Source organism: Paenibacillus baimaensis (genome assembly GCF_025567575.1).
Genome location: NZ_JAOQIO010000124.1, coordinates 459,040 through 480,593 on the forward strand (window position 1 = coordinate 459,040; position 21,554 = coordinate 480,593).

The window sequence follows — 21,554 nt, forward strand, 5'->3', positions numbered from 1 at the left end:
GTGGTAAAATATAAGGATGTAAACTGATGTCACATCGTATCCATTCAGTTATGCTACACACAACACTTATGGAGGAAACCATATGCATATTACATTTACGGACGAAGCCGTTCAACAAATTACTCATCAATTGCCTGCTGGATCGGGTGAGCTCAAGCTCGTATTTGATTCTGAAGGCTGTGGCTGTTCAGCCAATGGTGTGCCTTCCTTGTGGATCGTCGACAAACCCGAAGAGAATGACCTTAGAGCAGGCGGTTCTCCCTTTGAATTGTGGTATGAAAAGAAACAAGAGGTATATTTCGAGGACAACATGACATTGGACTACCGCAGCGCCAATAGAAGTTATATCTTAAAGAGCAATGGGCAAATTTACAACAGTCTCATGCAGCTGATAGATAAAAGAGAACAAGCAAACTGATTTCAGATAGAATTAGCAGCATAAGGTTATACTGCACACCAATAATCGGAGGGGTACCATGGACTCGTTAATGTCTACCATTATTAATCACAATCAGCAGTTTGTTGACAATAAAGATTATGAACAATATCTTACAACCAGATTTCCCGATAAAAAGATGGTTATCGTTACGTGTATGGATACACGACTGACTGAGCTGCTGCCGCGGGCCATGAATTTGCGTAACGGCGATGCCAAAATTATTAAAAATGCCGGGGCCGTCGTTACCCATCCGTTCGGAAGTATTATGCGGAGTATTATCGTGGCCGTATATGAGCTTCAAGCCAAGGAAATTTTCGTTGTTGGCCACCATCAATGCGGCATGATCGGTCTGAACGCACCTGAGGTTCTGGAGAAAGCCAAGGAGCGTGGAGTAACCCAGGAAATGATCGAAACCCTTCATCATGCAGGCATTGATCTGGCACGATTCCTTAGAGGCTTCGATGATGTTCAGGACAGCGTGCTCAGCAGTGTGAAGCTGATTCGCAACCATCCCTTGTTACCCAAAAATCTGCCTGTTCACGGTTTAATTATTGATCCTGAAACCGGTAAGCTGGACCTCGTTGACAACGGATATGACTGGGGAACGACAACTACAGTCTGAAGCCATAGATCTACATACACAAAGGACTGTCGGCGTTATAGCCAGACAGTCCTTTTAACGTTCGGGTAATGGTTCCTTCTTGATCTTCGCTTGAAGTAAATCGATAAGCTGCTGCTCGACATTTTTACCGCTCCCGAGTCCACCAGACGAAGAAGGCGGGTGTGGCGTGTTATCTCGGGTACCCTCCTCTGATGGTGGCAACGGCTTTTTGTCAAATTCAGCATCCCGCTCCCGCCGCCGCACTTCGAACTCATGGATCATGGCTTCGCGTTCCTCGACACTGGAAGGATCCTTTTTCTTGAATTCCTTCATGTTTTGCTCCTTGCTACGAATCCGTTCCTGGAACTCATTAACAAATCCCTTCTGTTCGGTTGAAAGCAGCCCGATAATCAGCAGTTGATCCGCTTGTTCCAGCTCTCCGACACGACTATTGCGTTCAACCATCGGCAGCAGCTCTTTGGCTTGCTTGATGCTTAATCCCAAATTTTCACGACGATCCATCTGAATCAGGCTTTGAAATAATATGACCATTTGCCGTTCGAACGTATTCTGGATTTCGTCTCTTTGAACTACAGCTTCCGGGAGCTGGAGGCTGACTGGTGCTGGATGGATACACCCGTTTAACAGCATGATGAAGCTAATGCCAATCCATCGCAGCCGCCAATTCCCCATGGGATCGCCTCCTAAAATTATCGCAGTAAATTAACTGCATAAGCAGATACATGCCTTGTTCATTCAATCACACGTTCCATCTGTTATCAACAGCATATAGCGCAATTTCGATGAAACTATGAGAGATTTGTGAATATTATGTAAAATCTTTTTCCAGGTTTCTATTAAAGTGACTCGCATTAAATATGGTGCTAGATTCCTATTTTTGATATAGTTGGAAGTGATACAACATACCCATAACCTCAGTCCATGAGGAACCATTAGGAGGAACGCAACATGCTGCTGCAAAAAGGACAGAAAATCGATGTCACCAAAAATCGAAATCATAAAACTGTACAGGTTCATATTCGCTGGAAAACGGCTGATACTCATATTGAGGTGGATGCTTCTGCATTTTTATTATCCGGCTCCGGTAGATGTGAGCATGATGAAGATTTCATATTTTACGGGAATCCTGTGAGCTCTGATCGTTCTGTGTCGTATACTGCAGGCAGTAACGCCCAAAGTGGACAATTCACAATGGACTGGAGCCGATTATCCTCCTCGATCCATAAAATTGCACTTACGCTAACGATCCATGAAGGCAAGAAATTAAACCAGTATTTTAATCAAGTATCCAATACTTATCTGGAGATTATTGACCCTAGCGGTAAAGAAACGACGATTACATTTGAGTTCGGCAAGGATCTTACCAAAGAAACAGCGATTGTTGTTGGAGAGTTTTATCTACATAACAGGGAATGGAAGTTCAGCGCGATCGGCAGTGGTTTTTTCGGAGGATTAGACGACTTATGCAAGCATTACGGACTTGAGGTTATAGACACGCAGGACGATGCAGGTCATGACGCTGTTGTAGCTGAATCTGCCGCTGCAGCCGCGCCCCCTGTAGAAACGAAAATTAATCTCAACAAAATCGACCTGCTGAAAAAGAAAGTAGAAATCTCTCTTGCCAAAAATAAGATCGCGAACGAAAAGGCACGCGTTGCTGTTGTCTTTGACGCTTCCGGTTCCATGTTCGACCTATATGAAAATGGCACCGTTCAACGTGCCTTCGAAAAAGTGTTAGCAATTGCCTCCAGTATGGATGATGACGGACAGCTTGATGTATGGTTTTTTGCAGATAGTAGCATGCGTACCGGTAGTGTTACTTCCACTGATTATGAAAACTATGTTGAACGCTCCTACACCTTAGGTGCTGCTGGAGGCAGCAACAATGAGCCAGTTGTCATGCGTGACGTAATCAAAAAATATAGCAAAGAAGAGCCCAATAATCGCCTGCCCGCTTACGTTATCTTTTTCAGTGACGGTGGCATCTATGAAACTGAAGCAATATCGAAGATTTTGATTGAGAGCTCAAAGCTGGGGATCTTTTGGCAATTTGTCGGCTTGGGACAATCTTACTATGGTGTGTTGGAAGAACTGGACGACCTGCCAGGTAGATTCATTGATAATGCCGACTTCTTTGCACTTGATGATATCGATACCGTCAGTGACAGTGAACTGTATGACAGATTGTTCAATGAATACCCGCAATGGCTTGTACAAGCGAGACAAAAACGAATTCTCAAATCGTAGCAGCTACCAGACCGTGGAAGTTCAGAGAAACAGATTGGGCATGGCTCACAATAAAAGGCAAGCGAGTATGAAGACTAAGCTCCTTCATGCTCGCTGAGTGGAAATGACAGCTTAAACTCGGTTCCTACGCCTACCTCACTCGCAACCTCGATCGTACCTTTCATTCCGTTAACCAGGTGCTTCACAATAGTAAGCCCAAGCCCCGTACCCTCAGATCGGGAAATCCGTGAATGCTCGGCTTTATAGAAACGCTCCCAGATCCGCTGCAGCTCATCGCCCGATATGCCTATACCCGTGTCAAGAATATAGATCGTTCCGTTTCCGTCCTCCTCACATACACGAACTGTAATCGTCCCTCCCGATGGAGTGAACTGGATCGCATTGTGCAAAAGATTTTGTAAGATTTGTGCAAAACGGTCATCGTCCAGATCGGACACGATCGGATTATACGTTTCTTCCGGAAGCTGCTCCAGCAGGGTGATTTTTTTGTCAGCCAGGGTCGGCTTGATCAGATCGAGCACTTCACGGGTTTTGCCAACGATGTCCATCGGATAGGTCAGAAAAACATCCATACCATTCTGAATTCTTGCCAGATCCAGCAAATCATTAACAAGACGCTGCAGGCGCTGTACCTCGTAATCACATATTTTTAAATAATGGCCGTATTTATCCTCGGGAATAATCTTGTCATTCATTGCGATGATGAGCCCTCTCAGCGAGGTTAGAGGTGAACGCAGCTCATGGGATACATTAGCCAAAAACTCCTGCCTCGCATCCTCCCAATTCACCAGCTGATCCACCATGAAGTTAAAGCTGCTGGCCAGCTCACCTATTTCATCCTTGGAGGTCACGGGCACTCTTACTGTAAAATCTCCACCTGCAAGCTCAAGCGCCGCCCGGTTCATCTGCTGCAACGGCCCTGCCAGCTTACGGGAGATCACGTACAAGATCAAACCTACCGTCAATAATGAAAATAACAGTGGGACCGAAATATTCCAGCGTACAGCAGCTAGCGCTTCACTGACCTCAATTGCAGGCACATTCAGGAAAATCACAATCGGCTTCCCGTTCAGCTGCGATGGTGCATAATAAGTCAAGGTGCCCCCTCGCGCCCGCTCATCCAGCTTGTATTCGCCTGCCACGAAGCCTGCCTGTCCCTTCAGGCCATCGATAAACAACGTATCCACAACCTTCGGAATCAGCGTCCCTTCACGCTCTGACGATCCATTAAGAATCATTCCCGAGCTATCGACAAGCCACACCTGACCATTAATGCTTCGGGCAATAATCCGTACACCAAATCGCATTTCACGTGTTGAAATCGTTCCCTCCTGAATAGATGGCAGCAGCTTGGCGACTTCACCAAAACGGGAGGAGAGCATTTCTTTTTTATCCTTATAAAATAAATCGGTAAAGTAGTAATTCCAGAACACGGCCAGTCCGACAAAGAACAAAATACACGTGACCAGGAACGTTAAGAAAATTTTGATATAAAAGCTGCTGAACCATGGTTTACGCATGCTGCATGACCTCGAATGAATAGCCGATCCCCCAGAGGGTTTGAATCGCCCAATCAGTGCTGGCACCCAGCTTTTTGCGTAAATTTTTGACATGAGCGTCTACCGTACGTGTGCCTCCGCTAAAATCGAAGTTCCACACATAACCAAGTAAGTCCTCACGCGAGTATACCCTCCCCGGATTTGAGGCCAGAAAATAAAGCAGCTCGATCTCCTTAGGGGTCAAATCGACCCGTTTGCCATCCAAGGTGACCTTGTATTGGCCTGGATCGATCATCAGAGCACCCATTCTCAGCAATTTCTCCCGATCCTGCTCGGAACCCGTATTTGCAGTCGTATTCTGCAATTGTGTCCGACGTAATACGGCTTTAATTCGGGCAATCAGCTCATTGGGATCAAACGGTTTTACAATATAATCGTCGATACCCAGATTGAAGGCCCTTAGCTTGTCTATCGACTCGCCTTTGGCGGTGAGGAAAATAATAGGTGTATGCGCAAGAGCTCCCGATTCACTTCGAATACGGCTGCACAGCTCAAAGCCGGAATGATCCGGAAGCATCACATCCAGAAGCACCAGATCAGGCTGCTGAACCCGTACGGTTTGCAGTACCTCCCCACCTCGATAAGCAATGATCGGCTCGTAGCCTGCATGCTCCAGATACAACCGGATGACTTCGACAATATTCGGTTCGTCATCAACGATCATAATTTTACCGTGCTTAGACTCTTTACTCATCCTTTGTCCCTCTTTGCTAACAGTTTGAGCTGCCTGCTGCGCTCCCGCTCCAGAATAACAGGTGCACGGTCCCGCAGGGTATGCTTATGGATAAGTTGTGTGTTGTTCAGATCACTGGGGCTAAGCCAGGTCAGCTCATTCACGCTGCAATGCTCCAGGCAAAGCACCTCCAGTTGCGGGTCAGCAAGTGGGATATCCAAATCCTCGTATTGCCTATCATCAGGATTCTCCAATGCCTCCAGGCGCCCTGAAAGTCTTGTGCGAAATACCTTTGCCTCTATGCCCAACTGTACCAAATCTGTATCCTTCAACTGGGTGAGCGCGCTGCGCAGCATCTTCTCAGCTCCTGCGTAATTATGCCTGCGCCAGTGATATAACGAAACGGCAACCTGGATCAGTCCTACATAGGTCGAAGCCCATAGATCACCGGGATGGTCCTTCCAGTACTCTTCCAATACCTCATGACATTCAAAATAATCTCTTTCCGCATGAAAGTATATCAGATAATTGATATAAGCCTGTGGATATTTCTGCATACCAATAACCGCCTTTTCCATACATCCGACATAGCTGTAGCTACGGGTATTCTTATTGTATCAAGAAGGTCCGAAAACGGAAACTACTGATTCAAATTCGTCCACAGATTTGTTACTTTTATCAGGAATAATTTTCCTTTCTATTATTTTCCTCGCAACTTCTTAGTGCTATATTGCGTTTAATAGATTAGTAACTAGTAGAAAGAGGCTGATGCAACTTGAAGCGCAACACCGTTCTGGTCATATCCATATTGGCGCTGCTCCTCACTTCGTCCGGTACGGCTCTGGCCGCAGATAAGACGTCCAAATATCGGGTTTATCAGGATGACCGAATTTTAGTAGAAACCTCCGATTATAGTTCTGCCGAGAATTACGCCAAGCAGTTTACAAGCACGCATGTCGAGGAAATCAGCACACGTAAATGGCTGTGGAACAACTATCCTCGTTATAAAATGTATCAGAATGGAGTAAGCAGCTCCGCTTGGGAATTTGCCACGCTTGATCAAGCTGTACGGGAAGCCTCCAATTGGGGACATGCCAGTATTCGCGATCTTCGTTCCGATGGATGGGTCTGGAATAACTATCCTCAGTACCGCTTATATCAAGGTGATATCACACTGGATTCCTGGGAGTTCACTACTTTGGCCCAAGCCAAAGCCGAAGGCGCCAAATGGGGCAATGTACATATCATCGATCTTCGCGACCACCAGTGGATCTGGGACAACATTCCGGAATCCAGCAAAAGCGAGCTTCGTGCAGGACCCAAGGTGTACCAGGTATATCAAGGCAAGTCAACGCAGGATAGCTGGTCCTTCTCTTATTTGGAGGATGCCGTTCGTGAGGCTGCAGCGTGGGGAAATTCCAGTGTAGTCAGATCAGATAAGAACAACCAGACCATTTTATCCAATGAAAAAATGTATAAGGTTTATCAATATTCGTCACTGCTGAATTCCTTTCTTAGCCTTGATGACGCCATAGCCTACGCAAAGTCTTTTGACCATACTCGTATTTCTAAGAATGATTCACCGAAAGACATTTGGACTAATTATCCCTACTACCAGGTATTCCAAAATGATAAGTGGATCTCCGACTCATCGATTTTGCCGGATGCTGTTAATTACGCGCTGAGCTTCAGCAATGCCTCCATCCGACTGTTGGATGATAGCTATAAGGTATGGGACAATTTCCGGATGCTGCAGTTCTGGGGTTGGAACGGAAGCTCCAACAATGATACGATTCGCGCGCATGTGAACAATACGGTAGGGCTGGACGTGGTATCACCAACGTATTTTACACTTGCTGATGCATCAGGTACTCTGACGGATACGTCCAATAAGGACACCGTTGCTTGGCTGAAAGCGCAAAACGTTCGTGTATATCCATTAATTAACAACCAGTTTGACGCCGCGTTAACGACCAAATTTCTAGCCAGTCCAGAAGCACAAAAAAAGTTTATCCAAGCGCTGGTAAGTAAAGGTGCTCAATTGGGTGTCGAAGGCTTAAACATCGATTTTGAAAGTGTTGCCGGTAAGGATCGCGCACCATTCACAGTCTTTGTCAAAAATTTGACGGCTGCCGCGCATGCTGAAGGTCTTAAGATTTCTATCGATTTGCCGCGTGGCAGTGTGAAGTGGAATGCACAGACGGCTTATGATCATGAGAAGCTGGGAGAAACCGTTGATTACATCATCACGATGACGTATGATCAGAACTGGAGAACCGGACCGGAAGCTGGCTCAGTAGCCGGGCTGCAGTGGGTCGAGGAAGGTGTTCAAGAGTTCCTGTCATACGGTATCCCGAGAGACAAGCTTATTATGGGAATTCCTTTCTATGTGCGTGAATGGCAGATCGATGAAAGCGGTCAGCTCGTTGATAACCGCGCACTGCTGATGAAGGATTTACCTGCTTTGATCAAAAGTAAAAAAGCTACTCAAACCTGGGATGACAAATTCGGCCAATATCGGGTCGAGTATGAGCAGGATGGGAACAAAAGAGTATTCTGGCTGGAGGATGAGGCCACCGTTAAGGCTCGTCTGGATATTGCCAAAAAATATGATCTCGGCGGCGTCGCAGCCTGGAGACTCGGATACGATTCAGCCGATCTGTGGAAAATGATGATTCAGGAAAAATAAGCTTTCCGTAGTATAATGAATTCTGAACGTTACCCTGAACGCAAACAACAAAGCCCGCAAGCAACGGTATAGACCGTATACTTGCGGGCTTTGTCATAAGCAAGACCATTTCCATGAAGGTGCAAGGCTGGTTACAAATTAACCATGCTTCGTATGCTGCAGGGTCTGGACAAAAATCTCTTCGATATGTGAATCATCCAGTGAGTAAAAGACGGTTTTGCCCGCTTTTCGACGCTTCACGATTCTCATATTGCGAAGATAGCGCAGCTGATGGGATACTGCAGATTGTCCCATATCCAGTAGTACGGATAAGTCGTGAACACAGAGCTCCTTTTGAAGCAGTGCACCAATTAATTTAACACGGGTCGGGTCGCTGAATGCTTTGAACCAATCGGCAAGTTGAACGGCCGACTCCTCATCAATCATCTTTTCCCTGACTTGATTGAGATCTGCTTCCGAGCCAAAACACGAAGATTCACAATCCTCGACTGTACCAAGGGACGGTTCCATTTGATCACACCTTTCAATCCAGACAACTATCCCTGTATTATAGCAAATTAATCAAGCGAACGGAATCATTCATATTGGTTACATAATATGTACCGGCTGCCCGGCGGAATGCTTATTCATCATTTGTATCAAATACGCTATTTCCAGAATGAGCGCTACCCTACCGTTGCCCAGGATGGTCGCTCCCGTAATAAACGGAATTTTCCCTAAAAAAGTACCCAGCGTTTTGATCACGATTTCTTGATTGCCTAACAATTCATCGACTGCGAGAGCAAGTTTCTTCTCAGCAGATCCGACCACTACAATTGGTATGAATTTACCCTGCACCTTGCTTTTGTCTAATTGCAGAGCATCATGCAGCCATATGAGAGGAATCACTTTATCGCGTATAACAATTACATTTTCACCGTGAACGGTTTGAATATGCTCCATCGGTATGCGGACGATTTCAATAACGTTATTCATCGGAATGACATAATCACGGCTGCTAACCTTGACCATAAGTCCTGTAATAATAGCCAGAGTCAGTGGAATTCGTACTGTAAAACAAGTTCCCTGTCCTGCTTTCGAGTCGATATCGATTAATCCGTTCAGCCGCTCAATCTGGTTGCGGACAATATCCATCCCAACGCCGCGCCCCGATACCTCGCTAACAGCCGCAGCCGTGGAAAATCCCGGACGGAAGATCAGGCATATCGCATGATAGTCCGAAAGCCGTTCAGCCTCCTCTTCGGTAATAATCCCTTTACGCAGCGCAGAAGCTTTCATCTTGTCAGGCAGAATGCCTGCTCCATCATCCTCTACTGTAATGACAACCTGATTGTCCTCATGAAACGAATTTAAACGGACGCGCCCCTTCACTCTTTTCCCTTTACTTGCACGCACATCAGCTGCTTCAATACCATGGTCCACTGCGTTGCGTATGAGATGGATCAAGGGATCCCCGATTTCTTCGATCAGCGTACGGTCGAGTTCCGTTTCCATTCCTTCCAGTACCAGCTCAATATCTTTGCCCAGCTTCTGTGACAGGTCTCTAACCATCCTCGGGAAACGGTTGAATAAATGCTCAATGGGCAGCATACGAGCTTTCATCACACTTTCTTGCAGCTCTTCCACGATGCTTGACATATGATCACTGATGTCGCTAAGTCTTTCTACAAACTCCTCGTTCGCAAATCGCCTGGATACCGACTGTTTCAGCTGGGCGAGCGATGTCTGGTCAATGAGCAGCTCTCCGACAAGATTCATCAGATGCTCCAGACGTTCAACACTGACGCGTATAGTTTGTGGTCCCTGCTTGCTCTTATCCTCCTGCACCTGTACTTTGGGAACAGGCACTGTGCTGCTCGGCTTACTTGACGGCTTGTAACTTTCTACCTTAACCAGCCTGACGTCGGTCAGTGTGGATAACTGCTCCTGAACGTCCTTCATATCGAGAGAGGTGCTTATGAGAAAGATGGATTCTGAATATACGCTGTCCTCGGTCTCATGGTAATCCACAGTAGACGGCTCGGAACAAATAACCGTACCGTAGCTTGCAGTTATTTCCTGAGTCGTGAGCTGAAACCTTGCAGCCATCATCGGACAATCGTCACTCAGGTTGATCTGGACCTTCAACAGCTGCAGCCCTGATTCCATAGCTTCCTCCAGCTGCAGCGATTGCTCCAGAGTTAGCTCCGGCAAGCTTTTAAATGGAGTCGGTTTTGTGGGGGCTTTCGTGAAATTCTGAAGATCATACAGCAATTTTGAAATATCGGAATACGAAAGTCCTCGCATATACTCGTCCCGTAATGCTTTTAAAACATCCAACGCGCTGAACAGCAAATTAATAAGTGACCCATCGACCTCAAGCTTCTTCCCCCTGATCATGTCCAGCAAATGCTCGACTTCATGTGTCACTGACTTCATTTCATCAAAGCCCATCGCAGCCGAGGAGCCTTTAATCGTATGTGCGGCCCTGAAGATGGATTGGATGGTTTCTTCCGCTGCCTCCTTTTCCATCGAAAGCAGTTCTTGCTCCATTCGGTCAAGCTGATCCACCAATTCTTCAATAAAGGCTTCCCGATAGGCTGACAAATCGTTCATGCGTAACAGCCTCCCCTAGTCGCGCAGCAGCACTTCATCCAGTTTTAAAATCCCGACCAGCCTGTTTTCACGAAGTCCGATCCCTAAGAAATAAGCCCCGCTCACACCCCCTACATGGTCCGGCGGCGGCTGAATATCGGGAAATGTGGTTACTTTGTTCACTTGATCAACAATGATTCCGACCGACTCTTCCCTGTGCTTAACAACCACAATGCGTGTTGTTTTCGTATCCTGCTGTTCAGGCAAGCCGAACAAATTCCTGAAGCTGACAACAGGTACAACCTTCCCTCTTAAATTAATGACACCCTTCACATAAGGTTTACAATGAGGAATTTCCGTTATCGTCTGCATTTTAATAATTTCATGAATTTCTTCAATTCTGACGGCATATGCCTCAAGTCCGACAGTCATCTCAATATATTGGTCCTGCTGTACTGTTGCCATAAGAATCACATCCGTATGCTTAAATTTTGAAAATCGAGACGGAGGTATTCAACTCGTCCGCAAGCTGTGCAAGTGATTGGCACGTTGCCGCTGTTTCTTCGGAGGCTGCTGCCGATTCCTGGCTGGAGGCAGCTATGGACTCAACCGAGTGCATAACTTCGGATGCCTGGGCAGCTTCTTCCTCGCAGGCCGCCGCGATCTCATTCACTTTCTGTGAAGAATCGTTGACCATATGAATAATATTTTGGAAGGCTTCGCCGGTTTGGGACGATTGCGCCACGCTGTCCAGCACTGCATTCACACTTTGCTTCGTATTTGACTGCATCACTTTAATAATGGAAGATATTTCCTTCGTCGCTTCACTACTTCGTTCAGCGAGCTTACGGACCTCATCAGCTACAACGGCAAAACCTCTGCCTTGATCTCCAGCTCGTGCCGCTTCAATTGCTGCATTCAACGCCAACAAATTAGTTTGATCGGCAATATCATCAATAACTTCAATAATGTCGCCTATCTTCAAAGAATCCTCTTCTAACCTTGTCATCGTCTGGTTCACGGCTTGCATGCCTACTATAGAGGCCTGTATGACTTTATCGCCTTCACTGGCGGTTTTGACCGTTACGTTGGATAACTCGGCGGCTTGCTCTGCGCTTTCGGCAACGGAATTAATGGCTACACTCAATTCTTTGAACAGCTCTGTGATGGATTGCGCCGACTGCGCCTGACTGATACTGCTGCCAGCAATTTCTTCTGTGCTTGCCGAGATTTCCTCAGATGCGGCAGCGACACTTTGCGAGGATTGGATGATGCCACTAATCAGATTTTGCAGACTGCTGATCATTTGATTCATGGAAGCCGCCAATTGGCCGACTTCATCCTTCGTGTCAATATCGGCCTTCTCCCGCAAATCGCCGTGTGCCACCTTGGTAACCAGACTTACGATCCGGTGCAGTGGGCGAGCGATCGATTGTGCGATTCCATAACCCATTGTAAGACTAAGGATAAAAGCAATGACAACAATAATAATCGTTGTCGTGCGTGCAGACGTATAGGCTTCTTCTGATTTGGTATTCGTCCCTTCCGCCAGTTTCACGTTGGTATCGATCAGCTTGTTTAAGCTTTCCCTGACCTTCGATCCAGCAGGAGTCAACTCGCTATTTAGAAGCTTGCTATATTCGGTCTTATCCTCTTTTTCCGCCAGTTTCATTGCCGCAGCAAGTGTCTTCGTATAGGCTGCAACAGCAGTGTCATATGCTTTAAGCTGCTCTTTCTCAACAGGGGTAATGGGTGTACCGCGGTAAACGTCAATCTGGTCCTGTAATTCCTTCACGTAGCCATCAATATCCGTCTGCAATTTATTCCCGGCCGCCAAAGTTTCACTCTGGCTCATATCGCGTATGGCTACGCGTATATTTTGATAGCTGTTGAGTCCGGCTGACAATCTTTGAATAGATGTGAGATTATTGTTGTACATTTCATTAATATTGCCGTTCATCATACTCAAATTAGATATAGCGTACAATCCTACAACCGCTACGATTACTGCGACAATACCAAATGCGGAAATTAATTTCACCGATGTTTTCAAATTCATAAACCATTTCATAGTCTCACCCTCTGTAAGTTAGTTTGTGTTCCCTGGTGCTTGTTCCATTAGATTTGACTTCATCATCTATGTAAATGTCATGTCGAGATAAGAGGATTTTACAAAAAATTCCGCAAATATAATATGGTTCTTTGTACCTATATTCGACTTTATTCTACATCGTTCTACAAGATTATATGAATTTTACTATGACTAATAGTCATTCTCTATCTAATATTAATTTTGTATATTTTATCGTATATCTGTTATGTACATATGAATTGTATAGGACAATTGTCATCTTTACAGACATAACAAAAAACGTGAGAATCACAAGGATCCTCACGCTCGTAGTCCGAACTATTCAATTTCATCCAGCTCATCCAAATCGGTAACAGGAGCATAGCAGGCAAAATTTTCACAAATGTAGGCAGTTGCCCTACCGCCTAACACAACTTTATCCCTCAAGAGCGGTATTAGATTCCTTGCAGCTTCCCTCTGCTCTGTGCTTGGATGCAGCATGTAAATCGCATGAGGCATAAATCTGCGCTGCAGCTTCTCCTTCATTGCCTGCAAATCCGGCTTATTCGGATCACCAGCTAGAACAATCTCCGAAGGCGCACTTATGACATAATCCAACGCAATCAGGAACAAGGCATGACCTGATGGGTATTTCTGCACAGAACCCGCAAACGCCTGAAGCTGCTCGTCCGTCTTTTGAGATAAACTCGCATCATACGTGTATCTGGCAAGCTTGGCCATATTGAGTGCAGCAGCGGAATTACCCGATGGCATCGCACCATCATAGATTTCCTTCGGACGTGTGAACAGCTGCTCGCCATCATGGCCATAGAAGAATAATCCACCCTGCTCCGTGTCCCAAAACAACGTCAGCATGTCTGCATTCAGCTCCACAGCCAGCTGCAACAGCTCGATGTCAAATGTCGCCTCATACAGCTCAATCAGCCCCCAGACATAGAACGCATAATCGTCCACATACCCAAGGTAAGCGGCCTCCCCATCACGATAACGGGCAAGTAGTCGTCCATCCTCACGGCGAAGCTCCCGAGCTATGAAATCCGAAGCACGACGCGCTGCCTCCGCATACTCCGGCTTGTTAAGCGCCTTGGCCGCTTTGGCCAGAGCCATGATCATCAGCCCGTTCCATGAGGTGAGTATCTTATCATCCTTATGAGGGTGAATCCGCTTCTCCCGATGCTCGAACAGCTTGTGCCGCGAAGCTTCCAGTCTTGCTCTCAACTCATTAAGCGGTATTCCTTGTAATCGGGCAGCATCCTCGATCGTCCATTCGATCAGATTCGGAATACTATGTCCTTCAAAGTTCCCACTGTCGGTGATATCATATACACTGCAGTACAGCTCGCCCTCTTCTTCACCCAGCAGCTGCCTGATTTCCGCGGGTTTCCATACATAAAACTTTCCTTCCTCACCTTCTGAATCCGCATCCTCCGCACAATAAAAGGCACCTTGTTCATCCGTCATATCCCGCAGCACATAAGCAATAATCTGCTCAGCTACCTCAGCATATTGCTGCTTACCGGTTACCTGATAGGCCTCAATATAGGTCATCGTCAGTAGGGCGTTATCATAAAGCATCTTCTCAAAATGCGGCACTAACCACCGTTCATCCGTCGAATACCGCGCAAATCCCCATCCGATATGATCATACATTCCACCGCGATACATGCTGTCCAGCGTCTTCTCCACCATCGTCAACGCCCGCTCATTGCCAGTCCTTGTATAGTAGCGAAGCAAATAAGACAAGTTATGCGAGGTCGGAAACTTGGGCGCATCACCGAAGCCGCCATACTGCGGGTCAAACATCTTGTCGTACATTTGAAAAGCCTGCTCCAACGATTCCTCCGAGATATCCCCCTGCAAATTGGCTATCAGACGACTCTGCGTTTCCGCAATGATCTGATCACCCATCTGCGATATTTGGGTGCTGTCTTCATCCCACTTGCCTGCAATCTGCGGCAGGATATCCATCAAACCTTTACGACCGTACTTACGGCCTTTGGGGAAATACGTTCCAGCGAAGAAGGGCTTCTTCTCCGGCGTCATGATGATCGTCAGCGGCCATCCACCCTGCCCGGTTAGAGCCTGGCAGACTGACATGTACAGATGATCGACATCCGGACGTTCCTCACGGTCTACTTTGATCGATATGTAATCTTTATTTAAGAGAGCTGCGACTTCCTCGTCTTCGAAGGATTCGTGATTCATGACGTGACACCAATGGCAGGTTGACATAATGCTAACTACTACGAATACCCAATAGATAAGAAGACAGGTTTGTTTTCCTGTTTCGCTTTTTCAAAAGCTTCTTCTGACCAAGGGAACCAGTCTACCGGGTTGTATTGGTGCTGCAGTAAATATGGTGATTTTTCCTTGGTTAATCTATTGGGTACTCTTTGAGTTGTCATGGGGCATCACCTCCTTCGTTTTTGGGATAATTTTGATGTTGATGGGTTCAGTTTAGCATAACCTCAATAAAAAGAAAAAACCTCTGCTGAGATGAGTAGAGTTTTGAAACCTTTTGGCTCTAAGCATACCTGTCTACTGGGTTAGGGTCTCGGTGGATAATTATGGTTATCTTTCTCAGAATCCCTTTACCAAGCCTTTTAAAAGGAAGGACCGCAAGTGTTCTTGAATTAAAAATACTTTAGCATATAATTTTTCAAATCATTAAACGCTTTGGGAAACATCTTTTTTCCTTCTTCTAAATTATAAGGGATAACGACGTTTCTTCCAAGATAAGTATTTAACAAATCATGTAAGTAGTCTTTAGGTGCTTCGGCATTCAATCCTCGCTTTTTACGAGATTTTGGCGAAATATAATGCTCGATAACAACACTAACTTGGTCATTATAATCACTTAGAAAATCGAGTTCCATAGTAGAAGTCGGGGGGCTACCCCATACTACACTCAACCGAGACTTATACTCTTTTTCAATAATTAAGAGATCTTTAATATCTTTTCTTAATCTGCTGTTTCCTGTTTGATTGTAGATAGTTTGATACACTGCTATATTAATAAAAATTCTTTTAGAAATAATTTTAAATGAATTGTTTACGATACTTTTTTCATAGAGTGTATCTTTCAACACTGATAGATATTCACTTATTGCATATTTAGAAAAAACTAAGCCGGAAAAAGAAGTCAAATTTTTAAAGTTTATATTATCATCATTTTTTAACCAGAACCAAGGTATTACAACTTGAGAAAGCATACTTAAGGTATAACTATGTAATAACGTATAACCTCCTTCAAAAAATAAAAGTTTACCTTCTCCCCTATTATATTGATTAACATCTTTTGAAGTTGGTTTAAGTTCCCAAGTTAACGAAGGGTGTAAAAGTTGAGTTTCATTTATTTTGGCTATGTGACTATTAAAACTGCTGATATTTTTAGTGGCTAGTAATTGGGCGATAATATCTTTACAAATATCAATTTTAAGTTCGTTCTCAAATGGAATAGATATTTCTAATTTATTTCTGTCTAGTGATGAAGGTAAATTGCCATCACTGTCAATAACCAAAATTGTGGGTTGGTTCTGTATACCAAATTCAGGAATTGAATTGTTCCTATCAGAAAATCTATATCCATTAGTAATTACGATGCCGTTACATAACAATAATTCTCTTACAGGAATATATCTCCAATAAATATTGCTATATCCATTTGGATAAATCGAGTGCCAACCATTTCTAATATCAGCAGGCTCTTTTATTAGGTTTTCTTTGTGAAGCTCCAAACCTTCTTTAATCCAATCATCTGGAACATTAAATTCAATAAATGGTTTATCGAAAAGATACCAGCCATACCAACATATTGTTACTCATGAAAAGAATCCCGGTATTTTGCTGATTTTCGTTTTTGGATTCATGTCTTTAGTCACGGTATATGGTATTTCCATACTGCATTTATAGGCATTTTGGTTTATAATCAAAGGTGGGATTTGATGAATTATGTCGAATTGCTGTCCATTCTTTTATATATTTGCATCTAGAACACAAGGGGGGCATTCGATGCCTAGGCTTACAGAAATAAAAGCAAACCAAAATAATAAGATTAGCCTGGCCACACTTTTAATAGGGCTGGTTTCCCTCTCTGTTCTTCTGACTTTAACCATTCTTCTTATTGCATCCTATCAATCGAAAAAACAATCACTGATTGACACTACACTCACCTTGAATTTTTCAAGCGCAGGCAAAATGAGTCAGACCATAGACTCTTTGTTTACATCCATGCGGAGCAGCTTGCACTATTCCGCAAGCATCTTATCAAATATAAACTCCATGAATACAGATGAAGTATATTCTAATCTAGAATTAATGCGTCAAAGCAGCAACTACTTTAATTCCATTTCCGTGGTGGATGAAACAGGACTTGTTCGAAATTTGTCTCCGGAATCCACCGGATCAGTCGGAATATATATTTCAACGGAAGCGGCGAAGACCGCATTGGCATCGCAAAAGCCCTACCTCTCCATACCTTACATAACTGCAACTTCCAAACGACTCATCGTATTTATGAGCGAACCAATATTCGACAAAGGAGGTATATACCGAGGGTTTATCGGAGGAACTCTTTATCTTGAGGAATACAACATATTGAATATGATCTTCGGAAGCAACCCGACTGATAAAGTAGGTTCCTATTTTTACATAGTGGGATCCGACGGGCATGTGCTGTTCCATCGAGACACAACTCGGTTAGGCGAGGATATCAGCACCAATCAAATCGTCCGAAAGCTTATTCAAGGTCAAAGCGGATATGAGCTGATGGTTAACTTGAAGGGAGAGGCTTTACTAGCGGGATACGTAAAGGTTCCGGAAAATGGCTGGGGCGTCGTTGCGGTGTCGCCAATCAGTATCGTCTATGAACAATTAAACCGGCATATAAAAACCATTCTGTTGTATATGATGCTTCCATTTTCGTTATTAATGTTAATAGTCATATGGCTAGCGCGCAGATTGGCGAAACCTTTCGTATCCTTGGCCGACCTGGTGAGCAAATTCGGTCGAGAAAAAATCGAACTTCCTGAAGAAAAACAACATTGGAATAGAGAGGCTGATTTGTTAACTAAAGCAATTAGATATGCATTAACAGATATAAAAGAACAGACTGATCAATTGACGCATGATGCAACAACAGATCCAATGACCGGGTTAAAAAACCGAAGAGCACTCGAAGTAATCATGCATAAATGGATTGAGGAGCAAACCTCTTTTTCTATTATTATTATGGATATTGATAGATTTAAAACCGTTAATGACACATATGGTCATCAGGCTGGGGACGAAGTGTTAAAGCATTTCGCGAAAATTATTACTTCAACTATCCAACCAGGTGATGTGTGTTGTCGTTTCGGAGGGGAAGAATTCATTACACTTATTTCACATATTGCTGCTGATGAGGCTTATCTTGTGGCGGAACGAATTCGCATTATGTTTGAAAAAAGTGCGAATCCTATCGGGCAGCCTATTACAGTCTCACAGGGCATCGCACACTATTCCTCACATTCCGTTTCGGCTGAAGAGCTAATTCAAATGGCCGACCAAGCCTTGTATCAGGCTAAGGAATTGGGGAGAAACCAGACATGTATAGCGGAAATGAGGGGGAGAACTTAGTCATTGAACCCCTGCAAGCAGTCTTAAAACGTTTGATGTATAGCTTCAAGCATTTAGCTTTAAAAATTATAAAAGCATCTTCACATATAAGTTGCCGGAACATGAAAATTAATGATTCACACGAACATCTCATCAATGACAGGTTCATGTGGGTAACCAACGTTAGCTATACCCAATAGATAAGAAAATAGGCTTATTTTCTCTTCTAGCTGTTTCAAATGCTTCATCACTCCACGGGAACCATTTCAACGAAACAAGTCGTGTAATTCCATAGGAATCGCACGACTCCGATCACCAAGTTGAATTGCATAGAGAAAATCTTCCCTTAGCTTATGGACTGATTCAATATATTCAGGTGTTGGCCCATTTCGATATTGTTCCTTCATCTATAGTCCCTGCCTTATACATGTTGCCTTTATATTCTATTTATTAGAGTCAACGTACAAATTAATTGTATGCCTCAAGCAGTATGGACAGCTCATCAACTAGAAAAAGGTCTATCGGCTGAGCCGGCCGCATTCGACCATCGATCAATAGCAAATTATCCATGTTCCTGATAAGATCAAAATCGCCTGAAATAATCGCATAATCAATCCTTGTCATTGTTTTCTGTTGGGGAAAATTCTTAGTGTTAGGCCTTCTTCCAATGCTAATGCTACCATGGACATCTCCTGTAATGTAGATCAATCAATCACTACCTTCCAGTTAGATAATGTTATTTTCTTTGATGTACGTTTTAATTCTTGGTTGCGAGAACATCCCTCATCAGTGGTGTAACTGCAAAACAATTGTCTATTTCATTATCTTCTAGCACCCAGTATAAAATTGTATTTTTATGTATAACAAAGTCTTGTATAAGATAGTATCTGATTTTGCTCCATACAAGATCAGGCTCATTACCGCTTGATATAAAATCATCATAAGATGCGATAATCAAAGCCATAAGTCCAAACCGTTCATTTTCGCTGAGGACTTGTTCTTCATAAAATGAGATGAATTCCGCTACTCTTGATGAATCAGCCATTTCAAGATCCCAATCTTGTGAGTACGGATCAAGGGCAGGTAAATTTAATTTTACAATAAGATTTTCAATAGTTGATCTAGTAATGTATCTCGGACTTGTATCTTCCATAACTGACCTCTTCTCAAATCTATTTAAAAGCTTTTTTCATTAACACATCAATAATCTTCAGTTCCTATAAAATATCCGTTTTATCGTAAAACGACAACAATGTTTTTACTTCCTTGCCCAATCTGCTATTCTTTCATACTGAAGATAGAAATGAAAAGTATCCTTCGGCTGCTCTTTCGCAAGTGTAACTAGGAATCCAAGTTCAAAAATTCTCAACTTTCTCCTCATCGGTTATTAGAGAATTGCCATCTTCAATCGCACGCTGAATAAGTTCCATTTCATTATAAGTCATAACGATTGATCACCTCTCTCAATAAAAGTTCGATTTTATCTTAGAGATTTTCTGACATTCACAAAATTATTATTAGTTTCATTTGTTTCTTCAACTTCTATTAAATGTCCACCAGCATCCCTATTGTTTGCAAAATAAACTCTTTTCACATAATAAACTTTGCCCTCATATTGAAGAAATGACTTTACTTGGATTACATGATCGCTGGAAACAATAATAAAATCCTTTGCGTGGGGTAGTTTTAACCTGTATCCTATAGTTGCTATCATGAACACCTCGCATTAACTAAAGTCACTATAAAAGATTCATTATATTAGAAAATACTAGTGATTTCCACATCATCCCATATCTCTTTTAAACGCCTATCATCAATTTTTCCTTTTTCAAGTAATTCAATTGTATCAGAGAACATTTGTTATTCGGAGCAGAACTCAGACAAATACCAACCAGCTTTATTATTGCTTATTGAGTATTCTTTGTCCTTATATTTAAAATGCAATTCATGTCCAATAGATAAGTCGCTTTCTAATTCTTCATAGGAATACGACAAACAAATCACATCCCAGTATTGTTTTTTATTAGTATTCTTTTTGCTGCTATCCTAACAACGTCACTGGAATTTAGTTGTATATAGGTAGTAAATGACACTATTCTCTCGCAATGGGTTTTAATGGAGTAAAAGATAAACAAATATTAAATTATCGATACCCAAACGAGTTGGGAAACTCCCTTAGATACAATAGTACCAAAGTTTCGCAGCATTTTGAACGTCACTGACTAAAGTCTCCTGGTTAGAATCCAATTTTTTTTTTGCTTCCATTGAAGAGATCCCAGATACATGATCCCGTGCCTCAGCTTTCCCCTTGCAAATACTCCTCTGCAAAGACAAAAAAAAATCGGAGCGTATTGGATACGCTCCGAAGAGTCTATTTTTACCTATTCAAAGTGCGACGTTTTCCTCCTATGTTGCAGGAACCAGTCGTAAATCTCCATATTGAAGAAAACGGGTGTCAAGCCAGCATGATCGGCATCGGGATAAATCGTCAGACGCGGATTGCCTCCGCATGCTTTGAGCTTCTCAACCATTTCCTCTGCATGATGCACGGGTACAGTTGTATCTTTTGCACCATGAAACACCCATACTGGAACATCCTTCAGCATATGGACTTTTTCCGTTGGCCCTGTGGAACAAATCGGGGCGATTGCCGCGAATCTTGTGGGATCGTCCGTTGCTAAATTCCACGTTCCAAAACCACCCATGCTAATTCCCGTCAAATAAATCCGGCTTCTATCCACCGCGTATCGCGCAGACACATCATCAAGCAGTTCAAGTAAAGCATCACTTTCTAAACCCCAAGTCGTGTACAATGGACATTGCGGCGATACGACGATAAAGGGAAAATCCTCTTGTTCCTCGACTAGCTTCGGGAGTCCGTATTGTTGTAGACGGCTCAGATCCGTGCCTCGCTCACCACGTCCATGCAGGAATAGAATGAGCGGCCATTCACGGTTGGTTTCTTCGTATCCGACTGGCAAATAAAGCAGGTAATCAAGTTTTACTTGTTTCGTAATTTCTTTATCAAGCTTGCATTCTTGCTGTTTCATAATTGTTTTCTCCT

19 protein-coding genes and 1 pseudogene are annotated in these 21,554 nt (G+C 43.7%); 5 read left to right on the forward strand and 15 right to left on the reverse strand.

The genetic code is table 11. From position 1 onward, the window contains the following. Positions 1-82: 82 nt before the first annotated feature. A complete protein-coding gene (locus OB236_RS38580; protein ID WP_076228483.1) occupies positions 83-418 on the forward strand; it encodes an iron-sulfur cluster biosynthesis family protein in 336 nt (111 codons plus the stop codon). 58 nt (positions 419-476) lie between these two features. Beyond that, complete coding sequence (locus OB236_RS38585) at positions 477-1,061, forward strand: beta-class carbonic anhydrase (protein ID WP_262688766.1); 585 nt, start codon at positions 477-479, stop codon at positions 1,059-1,061. 54 nt (positions 1,062-1,115) lie between these two features. Here OB236_RS38585 and OB236_RS38590 read toward each other — a convergent pair whose 3' ends face one another. Beyond that, a complete protein-coding gene (locus OB236_RS38590) occupies positions 1,116-1,733 on the reverse strand; it encodes a hypothetical protein (RefSeq protein WP_262688767.1) in 618 nt (205 codons plus the stop codon). Between the two features lie 276 nt (positions 1,734-2,009). Here OB236_RS38590 and OB236_RS38595 point away from each other — a divergent pair, with 276 nt between their 5' ends. Then, positions 2,010-3,308 (forward strand): VWA domain-containing protein, encoded by a 1,299-nt coding sequence (locus tag OB236_RS38595; RefSeq protein WP_262688768.1) that lies wholly within the window; start codon positions 2,010-2,012, stop codon positions 3,306-3,308. A gap of 74 nt (positions 3,309-3,382) precedes the next feature. On the opposite strand, the gene OB236_RS38600 is transcribed toward OB236_RS38595, so the two are convergent. Genes OB236_RS38600 through OB236_RS38610 form a run of 3 tightly spaced genes read right to left on the reverse strand, consistent with a single transcriptional unit; the run spans position 3,383 to position 6,097 of the window. Beyond that, a complete protein-coding gene (locus tag OB236_RS38600) occupies positions 3,383-4,828 on the reverse strand; it encodes a sensor histidine kinase (protein WP_076228473.1) in 1,446 nt (481 codons plus the stop codon). Beyond that, positions 4,821-5,561: a response regulator transcription factor gene (locus OB236_RS38605; RefSeq protein ID WP_262688769.1), complete on the reverse strand. Its 741-nt coding sequence runs from the start codon at positions 5,559-5,561 to the stop codon at positions 4,821-4,823. Before OB236_RS38605 ends, OB236_RS38600 begins: the two co-directional genes overlap by 8 nt. Further along, entirely contained in the window at positions 5,558-6,097 is a 540-nt protein-coding gene (locus tag OB236_RS38610) for a DUF309 domain-containing protein (RefSeq protein WP_262688770.1), read from the reverse strand. The genes OB236_RS38605 and OB236_RS38610 overlap by 4 nt, the downstream gene beginning before the upstream one ends. Before the next feature lie 218 nt (positions 6,098-6,315). Between OB236_RS38610 and OB236_RS38615 the strand changes: the two genes are divergently transcribed. Next, positions 6,316-8,229, forward strand: coding sequence for a glycosyl hydrolase family 18 protein (locus tag OB236_RS38615; protein ID WP_262688771.1), 1,914 nt, complete (start codon positions 6,316-6,318; stop codon positions 8,227-8,229). 138 nt (positions 8,230-8,367) lie between these two features. Here the strand turns inward: OB236_RS38615 and OB236_RS38620 are convergent, their stop codons facing one another. The 7 genes from OB236_RS38620 to OB236_RS38645 all read right to left on the reverse strand — a co-directional run bounded on the left by OB236_RS38620 (position 8,368) and on the right by OB236_RS38645 (position 16,632). Continuing rightward, positions 8,368-8,739 carry an ArsR/SmtB family transcription factor gene (locus tag OB236_RS38620; RefSeq protein WP_076228463.1) on the reverse strand — a complete coding sequence of 124 codons (372 nt, stop codon included), beginning with the start codon at positions 8,737-8,739 and terminating at the stop codon, positions 8,368-8,370. A gap of 78 nt (positions 8,740-8,817) precedes the next feature. Next, positions 8,818-10,824, reverse strand: coding sequence for a chemotaxis protein CheA (locus OB236_RS38625; protein WP_262688772.1), 2,007 nt, complete (start codon positions 10,822-10,824; stop codon positions 8,818-8,820). 15 nt (positions 10,825-10,839) lie between these two features. Then, entirely contained in the window at positions 10,840-11,268 is a 429-nt protein-coding gene (locus OB236_RS38630) for a chemotaxis protein CheW (RefSeq protein WP_262688773.1), read from the reverse strand. Positions 11,269-11,287: 19 nt separating this feature from the next. Beyond that, positions 11,288-12,874 carry a methyl-accepting chemotaxis protein gene (locus tag OB236_RS38635; RefSeq protein WP_262688774.1) on the reverse strand — a complete coding sequence of 529 codons (1,587 nt, stop codon included), beginning with the start codon at positions 12,872-12,874 and terminating at the stop codon, positions 11,288-11,290. 339 nt (positions 12,875-13,213) lie between these two features. Next, positions 13,214-15,100 (reverse strand): thioredoxin domain-containing protein, encoded by a 1,887-nt coding sequence (locus OB236_RS38640; RefSeq protein ID WP_317259422.1) that lies wholly within the window; start codon positions 15,098-15,100, stop codon positions 13,214-13,216. Positions 15,101-15,138: 38 nt separating this feature from the next. After that, complete coding sequence (locus OB236_RS39910) at positions 15,139-15,300, reverse strand: DUF255 domain-containing protein (protein ID WP_317259423.1); 162 nt, start codon at positions 15,298-15,300, stop codon at positions 15,139-15,141. Between the two features lie 228 nt (positions 15,301-15,528). Next, positions 15,529-16,632, reverse strand: coding sequence for a hypothetical protein (locus OB236_RS38645; protein WP_262688775.1), 1,104 nt, complete (start codon positions 16,630-16,632; stop codon positions 15,529-15,531). Positions 16,633-16,906: 274 nt separating this feature from the next. Here OB236_RS38645 and OB236_RS38650 point away from each other — a divergent pair, with 274 nt between their 5' ends. Beyond that, positions 16,907-18,511 carry a sensor domain-containing diguanylate cyclase gene (locus OB236_RS38650; RefSeq protein ID WP_262688776.1) on the forward strand — a complete coding sequence of 535 codons (1,605 nt, stop codon included), beginning with the start codon at positions 16,907-16,909 and terminating at the stop codon, positions 18,509-18,511. A 165-nt stretch (positions 18,512-18,676) separates the two neighbouring features. Here the strand turns inward: OB236_RS38650 and OB236_RS38655 are convergent. The 4 genes and pseudogenes from OB236_RS38655 to OB236_RS38670 all read right to left on the reverse strand — a co-directional run. Then, positions 18,677-18,760: pseudogene (locus OB236_RS38655) on the reverse strand (DUF255 domain-containing protein); the annotation flags it as partial. A 487-nt stretch (positions 18,761-19,247) separates the two neighbouring features. After that, the gene (locus OB236_RS38660; protein ID WP_262688777.1) at positions 19,248-19,643 is read right to left on the reverse strand and encodes a hypothetical protein; all 396 of its coding nucleotides are present in this window, start codon (positions 19,641-19,643) and stop codon (positions 19,248-19,250) included. A 327-nt stretch (positions 19,644-19,970) separates the two neighbouring features. Further along, a complete protein-coding gene (locus tag OB236_RS38665; protein ID WP_262688778.1) occupies positions 19,971-20,204 on the reverse strand; it encodes a hypothetical protein in 234 nt (77 codons plus the stop codon). Positions 20,205-20,871: 667 nt separating this feature from the next. After that, positions 20,872-21,540, reverse strand: coding sequence for a carboxylesterase family protein (locus tag OB236_RS38670; RefSeq protein WP_262688779.1), 669 nt, complete (start codon positions 21,538-21,540; stop codon positions 20,872-20,874). Positions 21,541-21,554: the final 14 nt, after the last annotated feature.

Coding starts and splice junctions, on each gene's coding strand:
- OB236_RS38585 (WP_262688766.1), top strand. CDS start 477: ATGGACTCGTTAATGTCTACCATTATTAATCACAATCAGCAGTTTGTT.
- OB236_RS38625 (WP_262688772.1), bottom strand. CDS start 10,824: ATGAACGATTTGTCAGCCTATCGGGAAGCCTTTATTGAAGAATTGGTG.
- OB236_RS38635 (WP_262688774.1), bottom strand. CDS start 12,874: ATGAAATGGTTTATGAATTTGAAAACATCGGTGAAATTAATTTCCGCA.
- OB236_RS38610 (WP_262688770.1), bottom strand. CDS start 6,097: ATGCAGAAATATCCACAGGCTTATATCAATTATCTGATATACTTTCAT.
- OB236_RS38605 (WP_262688769.1), bottom strand. CDS start 5,561: ATGAGTAAAGAGTCTAAGCACGGTAAAATTATGATCGTTGATGACGAA.
- OB236_RS38620 (WP_076228463.1), bottom strand. CDS start 8,739: ATGGAACCGTCCCTTGGTACAGTCGAGGATTGTGAATCTTCGTGTTTT.
- OB236_RS38595 (WP_262688768.1), top strand. CDS start 2,010: ATGCTGCTGCAAAAAGGACAGAAAATCGATGTCACCAAAAATCGAAAT.
- OB236_RS38640 (WP_317259422.1), bottom strand. CDS start 15,100: ATGAATCACGAATCCTTCGAAGACGAGGAAGTCGCAGCTCTCTTAAAT.
- OB236_RS38665 (WP_262688778.1), bottom strand. CDS start 20,204: ATGATAGCAACTATAGGATACAGGTTAAAACTACCCCACGCAAAGGAT.
- OB236_RS38600 (WP_076228473.1), bottom strand. CDS start 4,828: ATGCGTAAACCATGGTTCAGCAGCTTTTATATCAAAATTTTCTTAACG.
- OB236_RS38630 (WP_262688773.1), bottom strand. CDS start 11,268: ATGGCAACAGTACAGCAGGACCAATATATTGAGATGACTGTCGGACTT.
- OB236_RS38590 (WP_262688767.1), bottom strand. CDS start 1,733: ATGGGGAATTGGCGGCTGCGATGGATTGGCATTAGCTTCATCATGCTG.
- OB236_RS38670 (WP_262688779.1), bottom strand. CDS start 21,540: ATGAAACAGCAAGAATGCAAGCTTGATAAAGAAATTACGAAACAAGTA.
- OB236_RS38660 (WP_262688777.1), bottom strand. CDS start 19,643: ATGGAAGATACAAGTCCGAGATACATTACTAGATCAACTATTGAAAAT.
- OB236_RS38580 (WP_076228483.1), top strand. CDS start 83: ATGCATATTACATTTACGGACGAAGCCGTTCAACAAATTACTCATCAA.
- OB236_RS38650 (WP_262688776.1), top strand. CDS start 16,907: ATGCCTAGGCTTACAGAAATAAAAGCAAACCAAAATAATAAGATTAGC.
- OB236_RS39910 (WP_317259423.1), bottom strand. CDS start 15,300: ATGACAACTCAAAGAGTACCCAATAGATTAACCAAGGAAAAATCACCA.